Consider the following 14,633-nt stretch of genomic DNA (forward strand, 5'->3'; position numbering starts at 1 on the left):
CATGGTAGTCGGTGATATTTCAACCTGTATCCGGCTGGATACAACCCGGAAACGAGCGATCCTGATGCAGGACGATACCAAAAAACGGATCTCTCTGGGCGATGAATGGTCAAACGATATGCGGGTTTCCCTACCCAATGACCAACAGTTACGTATTTACCTGGCGCCCGATTCCTATATCGGAGAAGCCTGGAAAGCCACCATTTTCCCTGTCGAGGACGGCATTGCCCTGATCTATGCCGGAGAAGACGTACCCGTCGAAGTAATATGGCCAGCACAGAACGATTGGCCGAATTAGGCATAGCCACTAGTGGCGAAGAGTTTGTTAATACCCTAATCAAGGATGCCGGAAAAGCCGGTATATTGAATGTCGGTCAGGTATCAGATGGTTATCATACGTTCGATGAACTCTACGAACATCGAAACCTGCTCTGGGTTCTAGCCTGTACCCTGGCTCAACAACAATGGCAGGTTGTTCGGACAGACAAACAACGGATAAACAAGGGCACCGATATGCCTGAACACCTGGTTTGGAAGACTCGGGTTCATGCGGATGGTACCCCTAGTTATCCGGATTGGTTTGTACTGGGTTGGGGCTCACAGGCATCAACCATGATCACCTACCACCTGCCAGATAAACTGTGGGATTTCTGCCCCTTTGTCGAGTTGGACCGGGTTCCTATTTTTGATGGACATACCTCAACCGACGTATTGGACCGAATTACCAATATTTTACAGGATCTATGACCCCGATCAAGGTTGAACTGGCTACCTGGTGGAAACAGCTACTCTGCCACCATTACTACCGTTTTACTAATCGTATTACCGCCTTCAAACCCAATGGCCGGACGCGTCAAACCCATTCCGGTACCTGTGTTCTGTGTGGTAAAAAACACACCCTTACGGAATGGATTTCCTCAACTGGTACCTAGGCCTGCTGAAAGCCTGTTTTGAATACGATATAACCGTTTACTCCCAACCCTGGATCTACTGGGCGTTGTTGGTACCGGTTACGTTTTATACGGCCTTTTTCATGGTGAAATGGGCCATTCTTACCCTTCCGTTCTGGTTGCCTATCCGGCTCATGTTCCCCTCGGAAGGAATAAAGATCTCCTTCAATACCTATAAATATGTCAGAAAACACAAGCCCAGCACCCACTGAAACCACTACCGACAAAGTGAATGCCTTCTTCTGGGATGCCGAAAAGAAACAGACGGTTTATGTGGTCTGTGAGGCTTCGACCGAAAAGCCGATACCCTGCTACGTAATCTGTCCTGTGAATACCCCCCGCAAACTGGTCATCATCCCAACGGTCCAGTTTGTCGAGCCCCGGTTTACCCCAACCGACTGGACTCCTCCCGTCCAAGCCGGTGCTTCCGCCCCAGCCGTTTAGGCTGTCGATTGACCCCATTCGTGAGTTTACATGAATGTTAAATCCCTAAGCCCGGAGCAAATCCGGGAACTGGCAGCAATCAGTGATGTCAATAAACGAAAGGATGGGTACCAGAAACTAGTTGTCGATTTTGCGGCCCGTGTTCGTTACCTGGCAGTGACCATGTTCACCCGGGGTGGCAAAACCGTACTGACTCGTCGGCTTGTCGAACGCTACCGGGCTGTCCAGCCTAACCGGCTCATTACCGTCATCGTTCCCACCCGTAAGCTCAAAGACGATTGGGAAACCGAGCTGGCGGGTATTCCCAACGTGGAGGTATGGGTCATCCATACTTATGTGGGTACCTCGGGTAAGATCCTCTCGGAAGAACACTACCAGTCGGGTGTATTGATTGTCGATGAAGCCCACTGGGTGACGGGTGAATATTCGATGTACTATTCGACGGTCCTCTCCAAATCGACTTATGACTTTTGTTTGCTGCTGAGTGCCACCCTCAACGAGGAGCAGCTGACATTCCTGGAAAAACATGGAATTCAGCACCGGTTTGATCTGCCCCTGAAAACGGGCTATCTGCTGGGCGTTGTTCCCCCGTATGAGACCATCAACCTGGCTGTTCCGTTGACCCCTTCCGAGGAGATTAACTACATCAAAGCCCAGGAAGAATACAACCAGCATACCAAGTTCTTTGAGCAGTACTCCGAGCGGGGAGCCGCCTATCTGGCCGCTACCTGCATGGCTGGTAAACGGATTACGAAGTTTGATGACCGGACGATGAGTGGGAATGAATGGGCCGATGAAGTGGCCAACTACCTCTCCCTCAACGAGTTGGTCCCCGACCCAATAACCGGCGGACAGGTCATTGGCGTATCCTTCAAGTGGAATGCAGCCATGCGGTCCCGAAATTCGGTTCTCTACAATGCCCAGCGGAAGTCACGTTTCGCCCGGGGCTTGTTAAACCGATTGGGTCACCAGCGGATACTGGTATTCTGTTCCAGCATTCACCAGCTGGAAGAAATTGTTAAACATGATCCGTTAGCCCAGGGATACCACTCGAAGCTAACCAAGAAGCAGAAAAAGGATGCCCTGGATCGGTTTTATGGGGGCCAGTTCCCACACTTAATCTCCTGCAAGGCTCTCAATGAGGGATTCACCGTGCACGATGTCCAATGGGGGATTAACCTGTCCATCTCGTCCCAAAGCCGGGAGCTGATTCAAAAGATCGGCCGACTACTTGCCTACAATCCGGATCAACCCGATAAACAGGCCCGCATGATAAACCTCTACGTACCCGACTTCACCTACAAAGGCGTCGAGTACCGTAGCCAGGAAGCTGTTTGGTTAAAAAAGGCCCAGCAGGGACAGATGTTCGTTCAATATATGACCGATCCCTACCTGGTGGTGCCCGATGAGTACCGGGTACTTAAACCCCCTATCCTGTACCCGAATGCTGCCTAAGCCGGACCTGTCCTACGGGACATGGACGGCTTAGGCCTCCTATAAATCCCGGACTATGTTAGACTTACTGAGACTATTCAAATATGCGAAAGTAACCGAATTAACCCTCGAAGAACATTGCCTGTTGTACACTGTGTATGTACGGAACCAGTTCCCGGACCAGTCCGAACTCCTGGAGCTGGCCAACTGGTACTACAACCGGTTTCACTTCTACGACCGCTCCCAGCAGCCCACCAACATTTCCTGGGGGCAAATGATCGAAAAGCTGATCCGGGATGAATACCTGATTGGTTACCCCGGTTACGCCAAAGTGGGCAAGAATGGTCGGCAGGAGTTCGACATGCGAAAGCTGGAAGCCACCGACAAGTTCAAGGAAACCATCATCGATGACGACCGGGAAAAATGGTGGAATCTTTTTCTGGGCATTTACGGAACCAGCTTCTGGATGGCCAAGGAAAACAAACCCGTCTCGACGCTGACCACCCCCAAGGAAGTCACCATGGAGGATGTCAAGAGTAAATTCTGGACCTTGTGTGGTAATGGATCCAAATACCACATCGGGCTGCTGCTGGAGAACGTGGAGGACTACGTCACTCTGTTCAACAACAACATGAGTATCTACAATTTCCTCCGGCAGTACGATTCCCTGATGATTTCCCTGCGGGCTCACCGGGCCACTCAGGAATCGTCCACCTATAATAATTCGATTATTTAATGGATTTCAGGGATGCCATGCTGTCGATCAAGGCCCGGATCGACATTGAAGATACCAGTTTACCTATTTCCTTACCCCGGTTCAATGAGTTTCTGGGAGGCATTTCGGACGAAGAAATGTATCTGCTGTTTGGGGCTACGGGCACATCCAAAACCAAACTGGCCATCAAGTTATTTGTGCTGGATTTGCTCAATCAATATCTGGAGAATCCGGATAACGACTTCCATGTCATCTATGCCACTCTGGAGCTATCGGCCACCGAGATCTATTACAACATCTTTTGTAATGCCCTTCACCGGCAGACAGGAAATAACTATTCCATTAAGTTTTTCAAAAATAAGATTCAGGACGATCCCCTGACGAATGATCGGTACGAGGAGTTTAAGTTGATCATGCCCTGGCTGAAAAAGCTGGACAAGAAGGTTACGATCATCGACCACATCAAACAGCCCTCTAAACTGTATCAGTACATCCGGTGGAAATTAAACAATGAGTGGGGCACAGTTGACGAGACATCGAATAAGTACGTCAAACATAACCCAAGGAAAAAGATAATCATCATCACCGACACCATCAATGCCTTGCAAAAAGACACGGAGGATGCTGATGAGTATACCAGTATCAAGAGGTGGTCCAATTACTACTGCAAACAGCTGTTGAAAATGTTCTATAAATGTTCGATCATCAACATTCAGCAGTCGGATAAACAGTCCACCACGGTGCAGTATACGGGTAAAGGGGAACGGATCGAGGATAAGTTTATACCAAGAGTTGAGAATTTGTCGACCGTAAAAACGACCCCGGATGATCATACCACCGTAATTTCCATCTACAACCCCAGTCGGTACGGTGTCAGTGAATGTGAGGGCTACAAAGTCGGTCCCCTTGGTAATCACTTCCGGTATCTCAACGTATTGAAAAATTCACACGGCGATGAAAACAAAGGGGTGGGTATTTATATTGACAATGCCCATCTGGAGGCCGTGGAACTGCCCCGGCCCGATCAAATCGATAATCTATGCGGTACCCTCAGTCTGCTTGGTATTGACTATTTAAGCCGCCCTGGCGGGTTTGGCTTTTAACCGGCTACCGCTTAATCAATCCAACAATTTACTAAAAACTCAAAATTCGTCTTAAAACTTGTTAAATCCGGTTAAAACCGGTTGTTTTGTACTATGGCAGAATCGCTCTTAGTCATTGGGCGCTCAGGAACGGGTAAATCCACCTCGGTCCGGGCTTTGAATCCCAACGAAACCTTTGTTATCAATGTCGCCAAGAAACAGCTGCCGTTTAAGGGGTCTAAAACTCTCTACACCGACTTCATTCTAGGGGAAGACAAAAAGTCATCGACCGGCAACTTGTTCAATACGGACAATCCCAAAAACATCCAGGGAGCCCTCAAACACATCAACGAATTTCGTCCCGATATTAAAAACATTGTCATTGACGACATGCAGTACGTAATGACCAATGAGTACATGCGCCGGTCTAAAGAGAAAGGGTTTGACAAGTTTGTGGAAATGTCCTCGAATATGTTTAATACCATCTCGATGTTGAACGAGCTGCGGGGAGATCTGATGATTGTATGTATGTTCCACCCGGATGTGGACACCGATGAAACAGGCAACCGGATGATCCAGGCCAAAACCATCGGGAAAATGTTCGACAAGTACGTTACCCTGGAAGGCTTGTTTGCCATCGTTCTGTATACCTTTTCCCGCCGGGGTGAGTCGAAAATGGAGTACGGTTTTACCACCCAAAATTCGGGACAGAATACCGGTAAATCCCCTGAAGGTATGTTTGAAGCCGAAGAAATCCCAAACGACCTACAACTCGTGCGGGATATGATATGGGCTTACAATTATGCTACCTAGAGGCCGTAATTACTAATTCCAGTCTGTATTGTGGTCATTAATTACCATACTCAGCTGGATATACAAAATTTTAGATAAACTTTGCATAACCCACTCGAAAGATGTAATTTCAATTAAAACCAGACAGGGTCTATGATCAATTTGGATGGGCTGAGATTTATTCCTCAGTCCAACGTGAAGACCGGGGAGCCTTCCCTGGACAAACTAGTATACGCCACCAATCGAAAAAGGCGGGACTTTGATCTTCGGTACGAAAAAACCAAGAAACGGTTTACGATTGGTGGTCAATTTATCGGGGCTGCCAAAGATGAAAACGGTAGACCGGTCTATAACCAACCGGACGAATTAGGTTGGACAGCAGCTATCTACGGCTCCGACCGGGAACCCAAACTACTCCTGTTAAAAACACCCGCTGAAAGCCCAAACCCGGCTATTCAGGCAAAATTTTTAAAGCAACCCAAAGCCAACTATTTCATTTCGGATTACCTGACACTACTGGTAGAAAAAGCCTTTTCTAAAACAGAGTTCTGGACCAGTTCGGAAGATATGTTGTACTTCCGGTTAGAAAAAACCGACGTACAGGGATTGGATTATGATGCCTTTATGGTCATCGAAGACCCTGACGTATAGTTCCAAACGCCCGGATCAACCGGGTGTTAATGCCCTCTCGCTTCCGGGATCTTCCCGGAAGTGGTGGTTCATTGTCTTACGTATAAACTTGAACCACGCATGTTTTCTTTTGACGACGTTGAAATAACTGAAAGTCCCGTCTTTACGGCCATCAAACCCCTCGAAGGGGGAACCCCAAATGTGTTTCTCAAGAAATGGGAATGGACCACACCTGCTGGTAAACTAGCCCGTCTGGAGCTGACCCTGGAGCGCCGATACAAACCCGAGGGGGCCACTGAAACAGTTGTGGAAACCTCGATCATTCTCTTTAACGACCCTTCTCAGCTGCAATCGGGGGGAGATAAACGGCAGGCCATCAGCCTGGAACAGTACGGCCGGATTATTCTGGCCTACCGCAAGGATTTAACGCTGGAGAGCCTCAAAAAACAGATTGGTAAAGTGCCTACCTGGGAGGAGTTTACCAAGAAAGCCTTCGCCCTGTTGCCGACTGATTTTGCTACCAAGGAGTCGACCTGGAAGCTGATTTTCTTCCAGGGTAAGGGTCCAATGTCAATCGATACCAAGTATTGCGTCAAGCTGGGGACTCATACCTTCCCCTGGAATAAGACGTACGACCACACTGCCGAATCTGAGGAAAACCGCAATAATCGCCGGTCTAATTCGGGGGGTACTTCTCAACCCGATGACGAGTCGCACTTTGCCGGGGCCGCCCAGGGGGGCAATCCGTTTGCCGGGGGTACTCCTTCTGACGACGACCTATTCAACTAGGTCCCATTTCCGGTTACTCTCTTTTAAAAACCGGCCCATCATTCCGGTGGGCCGGTTTCTTTGTCTCTTATGTCCGAGTTTTCCTTTACCGAACTGACCGCTGAGCAGTTTGAAGGGGGTTTTTCACCCACCTGGGACTGGGTATTTGCCCGGGTCTCTCAGGAAGCCGTTATGCAATATTACCTGGGCCTGCCGGTACGGTTTGGCCACCACCGGTTTACCTCCCCCCTGCGGGAGGATACCCGGCCGGGTTGCTATTTTCAATGGGAGACAAGTGGAAAATTAGAATTTAAAGACTGGGCCTGGAAAGCCCACGATGCTGTTGGGGTCGTCCAGAGTCGGTTTCGACTTAACTACAATGATGCCCTCTGGCGGATTACCAATGATTTTAAATTACGGGGTTCCTCTCCGGTTCAGTTTGCCCCCCTGCGGGATACCGAAGAGGTTAAACAGCACCGCCGGCTCACCGATTACGTCACTATTGCGGTGAAACGACGGCTCTTCCAGAAACGGGAGCTGGACTTCTACAGTCTTCCCGACTGGAAAGCTACCCAGGACGAACTCAACAAACACGATTTATGGGCTTTATCGGATGTCTGGTGGAACGGTGAACACTGGGTCCAGAACAAAACCGGGGTCATCGGTCATAAGCTCTTTCATCCCGATGGCTGGCAGATCTACCGGCCTTTTGCTGACCGGCAATACCGGTTTCGGGCCTCGACGACCGAACGGGTTGTGGGACTTAACTGGCTCCGGAAGGACGATCATTTATTGATCACCAAATCGTTCAAGGACTGTTTTTATTTGCGGCTGGCCGGTTTTAATGCCTGCTGTGTGCTGTCGGAAAACAAACTCTTTACCGAGGCCGAATGGAGTGACCTCCGCCGGTTTTCAAGCAATCTAATTCTGTTTTATGATAACGACGAGACGGGCCGTAAATGGGCCACCCAATGGGCTAATCAGGAGAAGATCTCCTACATCGAACTACCCAAGGAATGGGGTAAGGATTATACGGACCTCTGCAAAGAACAGGGGTTATCGGTTGCCAGGGATTGGTTAGAGTCGTCCATTTATGGATAAATTGTAAAATACCGGATAAATTGGCTAATTTTGTTTCAGTTAGCTATATCCTATCCACCCATGACCTGGCTCTATAATCGTCAACCCATTGAGGAGCTTCCCTCGGAAGCCTTTGGTTTTGTGTATCTGATCGAGCACCTCCCAAGTAAACGGCGGTATATCGGCCGCAAAAACAAAACCTCGGTTAAAACCAAAAAGATGACCAAGGCGGACCTGGCCGCTCAGAAGCTGACCTGCCCGCGTTGCCGAAAAACCAAAATGAAGGTTTCGTCCGAATCAGACTGGCGAACCTATTTCGGTTCTAATCAAACCCTAAAAGAACTCGTTAAACAGGAGCCAACCGCTCATTTCCGGCGAACCATTCTGGAATTGGCCCATGGTCCCAAACACTTAACGTATCTGGAGATGAAACACATCTTTGCCCACAATGCCCTGGAAGATCCTCGGTATTTTAATGACAATATTCAAGGAAGTATCTTCCAGCGGGACCTCGTCCCACACAAACATGGAGCCGAGGCCGAAGCCGGAGTCTGATTTCCTGCCGGCCCTGCCGGTGTTGCCAATTCTGGAGGGTATCGAACCTAAATCAAAGGAAGAAATCCAGAGCTGGGCCATGGAGCGGGTCACCGAATTACTAGCCTGGCAAAACACCTTTAAAGTGTTGGATAGTCTGACCCGGCTCAAGGAAATTCTCACGGTAATGGAGCCCATTGTCCGGGAAGCAGCCTCGACAGAAATGGCCGGTAAACGGGACGCCTTTTACGGTATCACCCTGGAAAAACGAAATGGGGCAGTCCAATACGATTTTTCGACAGATCCCACCTGGGTGCAACTGGACAAGGCCAAGAAAGACCTGGAGAAATACCTGAAGAAATTAACCGGACCCGCCCAGGAAACGGATCCGGAAACGGGGGAGGTAACTACGTTTTACCCACCCGCCAAAACCTACGGCAAGGACTCCCTGGCCGTCAGTCTGAAATAGCCGGTTAGATACCGGTTTTTTCGGGCTTCCTGACTACTCAAGAGTGGGTAGTTACTTGGTTCTTTGACGTATTGGATTATGGAAAAATTACCAAAAACCCGGAAAGCCTATGAGCAGACACTTCGTCAGGTGGCCGAATCGGCCCATGGCTATGTCTACGAGATTTCCTATAACAGCCATGTGCTAGGCTATGAGGTATTTCAAAAGCGGACTGAGCTGGCCGGCAGTACCACCATCCATGGAAAGATGGTCAGCTGGCCCGATCGGGAAGTGTATCCCAGTAGTTCGGATTTCGGAGACTGGGCCTGGGCACCCCGTTCCCTGGAACGAGCCATGGAAATCCTGGTCAGCTTTACAGCCCGGGTGCAGACCCAAAAACAGGAGAAGGATACAATCTATCCGGCTCCTTCCCCTCAGCCAGTGCCCAAACCGTCTGTTCGGGACTATCCCGAAATGAGGTTCCATGTACTGGGTTTATTCGCTTAAGTAGACGACTATGTATGTTTCTTAGCCCCGACAAGGTTGAAGACAGTCTTAAAGACCTGGAAGCCTTTCTGGGTTTGAGTGTAGACAACGAGGATGGAAATGCGGTAGCCGAACGACTGGCCGAATTAAATGGCTGGTATACGTACGCCAGCCGGTTGGTAGCTTCGGCTGAATTCCACAAACGAAAAAACAAGAAGGATGATGCCATCTGGTGTATGGCTATACTGGCTGATAAACTTAGTTCGGCCTGCTCCTACCAGATCCGGTCCCTGATTACCATTCTGTCGGCCCTAAAGGAAGACCGGCGAATTCACAGCCTTAACGGCCGTAATGTCATTTAAGTAAAGTTATAATTCGGTATGCTCCTAGTCAATGAAGCACCGGAAACCCTGACTATCGGGGTACCTTCAGAGGGCCAACAGGCCTATATAGCCCAGGAGAACCTGGGAATTGTCTTTGATACGTTAACCAAAAACCTCTACCAGAACCCCATCGAGAGTATCGTCCGGGAACTCTGTAACAATGGCCACGATGCCATGGTCGACGCCGGTATCAATCCGGTGGTGACCATCCGCTTTGATTCGGATGACCGGTCGATTCACTTCATTGATCAGGGTACCGGCATGTCACCCGAGGTAATGACCAAAATCTATTTGTCACTCGGAGAATCGACCAAGCGGCAAAGTGATGATTTTATCGGATCGTTCGGGATCGGGTCCAAATCCCCACTCTCCTACACCTCGGCCTTTTACATCAACACGGTCGTGGATGGGGTTGAATACGAGTACATGTATTCTAAGGTGAACTTGATTCCAGAGATGGAATTAATCGATAGTACGCCAACCGACAAACCCAACGGAACCGATGTCTGGTTTTACCTTAAACCCAAGACCTACAGTTACTATGACCAGGAACGGGCCTCTTTTTCGGACGCCATCAAAAAACAGCTGAAGTATTTTGATTCGGTTATCCTGGTGGGCTTTCCCGAAATAACCAACAAATACACTCTTTATAAGGGACAACACGTCATTATTCGGCCCAATTATGCCAACACCTCCGGGTTCCTGGAGATCTGCTTTGGTAAAAACGTGTATCCCATTGACTGGGCAGCTCTGGGTATAGAGGATAAAGATAAAATAAGCTCGGACTGTGGGTTATACTTCAATATCGGAGAGCTGACGGTAACACCCAACCGGGAGCAGATCCGGTACACCGAGGCCACCAAACAGGCAATATTGGCCAAAATAGAAGCCGCCCGGAAGGAACTCTCGGCCATGTACCATAAAAAGTACAGTGCCATTAAAACCCTACAGGAGTACTTCTATCAGTTGGACAACCTTCAATACCTAGGGCTGGGTACCAGTGATCGGTTATCTCTCAGGGGATGGAATTTACCGGTTAGTATTGGGTGGGCACCCATCCAACATCTTCATCTGTCGATGCCTCCTCATTGGGAAGATATTTTGGACTGTTATACGGTTAAACGAAATCGATCGACCCGAAAGAAAGGGGAATATAAACCCATTCACGAGGCCTGGTACCAGGGGTTTGTTAGTCAAATAGGCAAATCAAATCCGCGTCGAAACCAATCCATTCAATGGGCTGTACTGTTACTGGCCAAACGGGCAGAAGCCGAGGAAGTGCTGGAAACGGACAATCCAAATGCGGTTAATGCGGCCTTACGGCTGTTTTATACCAGTAATCAATGCCGGTACGTGGATACCCGGTTTGGTAGTCTGGAGGATTTCGTATCCGCTGCCGCCCATGAAGCTACCGTCATTGCCAAAGAACTGGCCAAGCAGGCAGAACTGGCTGAATTAATTGACGAGGAGGAGGAAGAGGATCAGGAAACCGAGGATGAATACCTACTGGATTTTCGGAGTTTACGGATGTCTGAATCCGAACGGAAAGCCCGGTTGGCACTACCTGCCAGCTGGGAGCTGTATAATCCGAAGGGTATTGATTATGCCGCAGAAATCCGGGAGTTTTATGAGCTGGTGCGGGCCGATATTACGGCTACCATGACAGATTATGACAGCCTGCCCATTCCCCGTCAGGATCGGTATTTGGTTTTACGGGATCCGACAGAGGTCAATGTTAGTTACAACGGAGATAGTCAATCCTGGACCACCTGCCGCCGGTTACACGAGCTTTCCCATCACCGGATTATTTGTACTGATAAGGAGGAGGCCAAAATGCTCTGGCAACTGGTGCATCAACATTGGGGTAATCGGTACAGTAAAAGTCGGAAGGTAAAGGGCAAAAATGTTAAGGTCGAAAACAAACGACTACTGTCAGTTATCTGGTCTCCAGCCAAGTACACAAAAGCCATGCTGGCAATCCCCGGTAGTATGACGGCCGATGACTTTCTGAAAAGTCGGATGCTGGAACGACTACTCCGGTTTTACTGGATGGAACGGCAGTTTCTCAAACTCGGCGGTATAAACAGTTACCATCTGAGCATTGTATCGCCGTCGGTGCATGAACAGTTCAAAACTCTTAAGCAGTGGCAGGGTGACTATAACCTTCAATCTGGGAATACTTTTCCAGCAGAACTTATCCATTACCTGGGTATGGCTACCCGGTTTTCTCAGCAACAGGGAGAGGCCCTTTACGAACTGGAACAGAGCATTCAGGAGGTTAAAGAAGACTTACAGCTCATTTACCGGGACTACAGCGGTATCGATTACTTCCGGGTGGTTGCCGAAAACAGAACACTAAAACAACAATTGGCCCAATGTCAGCAGCAAAACAGCCCATCGGTTTAAAACAGATTGGGGACACGGTTATCGTCTACCTGGAGGACAAAAAGAAAGTCAAATTCCCCAAACCGGTTGAAGCCTTCGACAAACTGGTAGCCCTCATCAATCAGTTTAATATGTGGTTTCGGGCGAAAGACCGTATGGACATCGGTAAATTACTGGACAAGTTCACCCAGCCAATCAAAACGGATGAACAGCAGCAACAGGAGAAAAAGGTTCAGACGAACCGGATTCAACGGAAGAAGATCGAAAAAAAGATCAAAACCGTGGCCCAGGAAAGCATCCCGGTGGAGCCTGTTGTCGAACTAATTCGGGATGTGCCCGGAATCAAGGTTCACTCTGATGGTACCGCCCGGTTAGAAGGGTTTGGCTTCCCCCTTCCCAAGTTTATCCTGCAGAAATTCAGAGAGTGGCACGAAGCAGGAGAAGACCTCACACCACTTCGCAATTTTACCCTACTGCTGGCAGCCAACCCCAACCCGGATGTCCGGGAAGACATCCTGCCCTGGTTGCTGAAACATCACTTCATGCTGACGCCCAATGGGTACGTCGTTGCCTACCGGTACGTGAATATAAAGGAACAGGGAGGAGATCGAAATCTATTGGAAGCCATTACCCGGGCGTATGCCAATGTTCGTTCCAGACGGAGAGCCACCAAAGAGTTCTCCCTGTTTAAACTGAAGGATGGAACGTATACCTGGGACTATAACCACAAACAACCGGAAGGAAGTAAAGTGGTTGGTATTGTCCAGGATTTATACAAAGGTTTGGATAAACAGGCACAACCCGTGTATACCGACAACCACACGGGTAAATTCCGAATCAAACTGGGAGAAGTTGTCGAAATGGATCGAACCAAAACCAGTGCATCCCGTGCCGATTGCTCCTATGGGTTACACATGGGCAATAGCCACTGGGTAAAGACCTCCAGTTATGGTTCTGAATTGCTCCTGTGTCTGATTAATCCGGCGGACATTGTCAACGTTCCCAGCGGTGAATGGAAATTCAGATGTTGCCAGTATTATCCAGTTGCCCGAATCGAGCTGGAAGATATTGACAAACTGGAAGCGGAACAACTCCGTGTTTTCGACGGGGATTATGCCACGCTGGAAATGGAGACACTCATTAAATCCATTCGTCAGGATCCAACCCTAAAGGAGTTTGCCGGTAAACGGGTGGACAAGAAAACACCGCTGATCAAACAGCTTCGGGAACTAAAAGGGACCCAATCAATCCGAACCTGGTCAACTCATTTACCCGAAGAGGACCAGCAGGCTATTCTTGAAAGCCGGGTTGCCTTGATTGCCTAATCAGTAAACCGGTGGTTTCGGCCACCGGTTTTAATAACGTATATATATGAGCGTTATATATTCTAAAACACAAACTGGGGTATTCCTGGAGGTATCCACGGCCCACCTCAAAAAACAGGATGCTCAGTGGCTGGACCTACAGGCAATAGCGGGAGAATTTAGTAACTGGACCGTGGCTAAATATCCGGAAGGTTACTTTGTAGTAGTTCCTGCCGAATTAAACGACCAAGCAGAAATTAACTCTGGAACCTTTGAGCATGTTCCCATTCGAGTATTACAGCATTGGCTGATGGCCGATAAAGCCGGTTGTCGGATCATTCGCTATGACCGGGATGTAGAACCTTATCCAGACCTGGATCGCTATGAGTGGTAACCTTTTTGGAAATACTCCTTCCATTGCAAACAGGACCACCAAAATCTTTGACATCCTACTGGAATATTACCAGTTAGAGGGTAATGGAGCAGAAGACGCCAGCCGGGATTTACTATCTGACTTAATGCACTATATGGCAGAAAACCAGCTGAATTTTGCAGACATGTGGCGTACCGCTCTCAACCATTTCGAATTTGAACGGGGAGAGGAAAACCTGCCCGGTTATCCATTTTTAGACACCAACTCCGCAGATGAGCACACTACTTGAGTACGAAAATATCGTTGTCCCCCATCCACTGGCAAAGGCCTTGAAACAGGCTGGGTATGCGGACCTTACCTTCTTCTGGTATGAATTGATAAAGGAAACTGGCGCTTACCGATTAATGTGGCCTACTCCCGAGGCAAGACCACATACCCATTTGAGTAATGCTAGTCATCGGATGTATCAAGGGGCTAAAGTTGAAAAAGTGTCAGCTCCTACCTGGGACCAAGCCTTTGCTTTAATGAGGAAATGTGGTTGGCATGGGGTCACCATTTATAATTCGGATATTGAGGGGGATGATGGCCATTTGTACCATAATTCCATCATGGATCTGGACAAGGAGATCGAATATAATCTGAATGACGATTCGTGGGTATTAGCATTACAATCCGATGATTTTGAAACCCAGATTATCTGTTACGATAATGTCGAGGAGGCTCGGTATGACTTGTTAAGGGCCATGATTCTTCATCTGGACCCAACCCCGATACTTACCTACCAGGAATACCTGGAATCCATTTCGGTACCGGAAACAGCCTAAT

20 protein-coding genes are annotated in these 14,633 nt (G+C 48.7%); all 20 read left to right on the forward strand.

What is annotated here, in order from left to right:
- Position 1: 1 nt before the first annotated feature.
- Positions 2–298: a hypothetical protein gene (locus tag GK108_RS12245; protein ID WP_163948085.1), complete on the forward strand. Its 297-nt coding sequence runs from the start codon at positions 2–4 to the stop codon at positions 296–298.
- Positions 268–747 carry a WDGH domain-containing protein gene (locus GK108_RS12250; protein ID WP_163948088.1) on the forward strand — a complete coding sequence of 160 codons (480 nt, stop codon included), beginning with the start codon at positions 268–270 and terminating at the stop codon, positions 745–747. The genes GK108_RS12245 and GK108_RS12250 overlap by 31 nt, the downstream gene beginning before the upstream one ends.
- 160 nt (positions 748–907) lie before the next feature.
- The gene (locus GK108_RS12255; RefSeq protein WP_163948091.1) at positions 908–1,162 is read left to right on the forward strand and encodes a hypothetical protein; all 255 of its coding nucleotides are present in this window, start codon (positions 908–910) and stop codon (positions 1,160–1,162) included.
- Complete coding sequence (locus GK108_RS12260) at positions 1,131–1,394, forward strand: hypothetical protein (RefSeq protein ID WP_163948094.1); 264 nt, start codon at positions 1,131–1,133, stop codon at positions 1,392–1,394. Before GK108_RS12255 ends, GK108_RS12260 begins: the two co-directional genes overlap by 32 nt.
- Before the next feature lie 30 nt (positions 1,395–1,424).
- Positions 1,425–2,849, forward strand: a complete 1,425-nt coding sequence (locus GK108_RS12265) for a DEAD/DEAH box helicase (RefSeq protein WP_163948097.1) — start codon at positions 1,425–1,427, stop codon at positions 2,847–2,849.
- A gap of 55 nt (positions 2,850–2,904) precedes the next feature.
- Positions 2,905–3,564 (forward strand): hypothetical protein, encoded by a 660-nt coding sequence (locus GK108_RS12270; protein ID WP_163948100.1) that lies wholly within the window; start codon positions 2,905–2,907, stop codon positions 3,562–3,564.
- Entirely contained in the window at positions 3,564–4,646 is a 1,083-nt protein-coding gene (locus GK108_RS12275; protein WP_163948102.1) for a hypothetical protein, read from the forward strand. The genes GK108_RS12270 and GK108_RS12275 overlap by 1 nt, the downstream gene beginning before the upstream one ends.
- 93 nt (positions 4,647–4,739) lie before the next feature.
- The gene (locus tag GK108_RS12280) at positions 4,740–5,438 is read left to right on the forward strand and encodes an AAA family ATPase (RefSeq protein WP_163948107.1); all 699 of its coding nucleotides are present in this window, start codon (positions 4,740–4,742) and stop codon (positions 5,436–5,438) included.
- 132 nt (positions 5,439–5,570) lie between these two features.
- Complete coding sequence (locus GK108_RS12285) at positions 5,571–6,068, forward strand: hypothetical protein (protein WP_163948110.1); 498 nt, start codon at positions 5,571–5,573, stop codon at positions 6,066–6,068.
- Between the two features lie 99 nt (positions 6,069–6,167).
- Complete coding sequence (locus GK108_RS12290) at positions 6,168–6,836, forward strand: hypothetical protein (RefSeq protein WP_163948113.1); 669 nt, start codon at positions 6,168–6,170, stop codon at positions 6,834–6,836.
- Between the two features lie 69 nt (positions 6,837–6,905).
- Positions 6,906–7,916, forward strand: a complete 1,011-nt coding sequence (locus GK108_RS12295) for a toprim domain-containing protein (protein ID WP_163948116.1) — start codon at positions 6,906–6,908, stop codon at positions 7,914–7,916.
- A 60-nt stretch (positions 7,917–7,976) separates the two neighbouring features.
- Complete coding sequence (locus GK108_RS12300; RefSeq protein WP_163948119.1) at positions 7,977–8,450, forward strand: hypothetical protein; 474 nt, start codon at positions 7,977–7,979, stop codon at positions 8,448–8,450.
- A complete protein-coding gene (locus tag GK108_RS12305) occupies positions 8,422–8,898 on the forward strand; it encodes a hypothetical protein (RefSeq protein WP_163948122.1) in 477 nt (158 codons plus the stop codon). The genes GK108_RS12300 and GK108_RS12305 overlap by 29 nt, the downstream gene beginning before the upstream one ends.
- Positions 8,899–8,976: 78 nt before the next feature.
- Entirely contained in the window at positions 8,977–9,384 is a 408-nt protein-coding gene (locus tag GK108_RS12310; RefSeq protein WP_163948125.1) for a hypothetical protein, read from the forward strand.
- 14 nt (positions 9,385–9,398) lie between these two features.
- Positions 9,399–9,725, forward strand: a complete 327-nt coding sequence (locus GK108_RS12315; RefSeq protein WP_163948128.1) for a hypothetical protein — start codon at positions 9,399–9,401, stop codon at positions 9,723–9,725.
- Between the two features lie 18 nt (positions 9,726–9,743).
- The gene (locus GK108_RS12320) at positions 9,744–12,152 is read left to right on the forward strand and encodes an ATP-binding protein (RefSeq protein ID WP_163948130.1); all 2,409 of its coding nucleotides are present in this window, start codon (positions 9,744–9,746) and stop codon (positions 12,150–12,152) included.
- Positions 12,122–13,456 (forward strand): hypothetical protein, encoded by a 1,335-nt coding sequence (locus GK108_RS12325; RefSeq protein ID WP_163948132.1) that lies wholly within the window; start codon positions 12,122–12,124, stop codon positions 13,454–13,456. Before GK108_RS12320 ends, GK108_RS12325 begins: the two co-directional genes overlap by 31 nt.
- A 46-nt stretch (positions 13,457–13,502) precedes the next feature.
- Positions 13,503–13,829 (forward strand): DUF5983 family protein, encoded by a 327-nt coding sequence (locus GK108_RS12330; protein WP_163948134.1) that lies wholly within the window; start codon positions 13,503–13,505, stop codon positions 13,827–13,829.
- Positions 13,819–14,097 (forward strand): hypothetical protein, encoded by a 279-nt coding sequence (locus GK108_RS12335; RefSeq protein ID WP_163948136.1) that lies wholly within the window; start codon positions 13,819–13,821, stop codon positions 14,095–14,097. The genes GK108_RS12330 and GK108_RS12335 overlap by 11 nt, the downstream gene beginning before the upstream one ends.
- The gene (locus GK108_RS12340; protein WP_163948138.1) at positions 14,081–14,632 is read left to right on the forward strand and encodes a hypothetical protein; all 552 of its coding nucleotides are present in this window, start codon (positions 14,081–14,083) and stop codon (positions 14,630–14,632) included. The genes GK108_RS12335 and GK108_RS12340 overlap by 17 nt, the downstream gene beginning before the upstream one ends.
- Position 14,633 lies beyond the last annotated feature (1 nt).

This window comes from Spirosoma terrae (genome assembly GCF_010435915.1).
Lineage (GTDB): Bacteria > Bacteroidota > Bacteroidia > Cytophagales > Spirosomataceae > Spirosoma > Spirosoma terrae.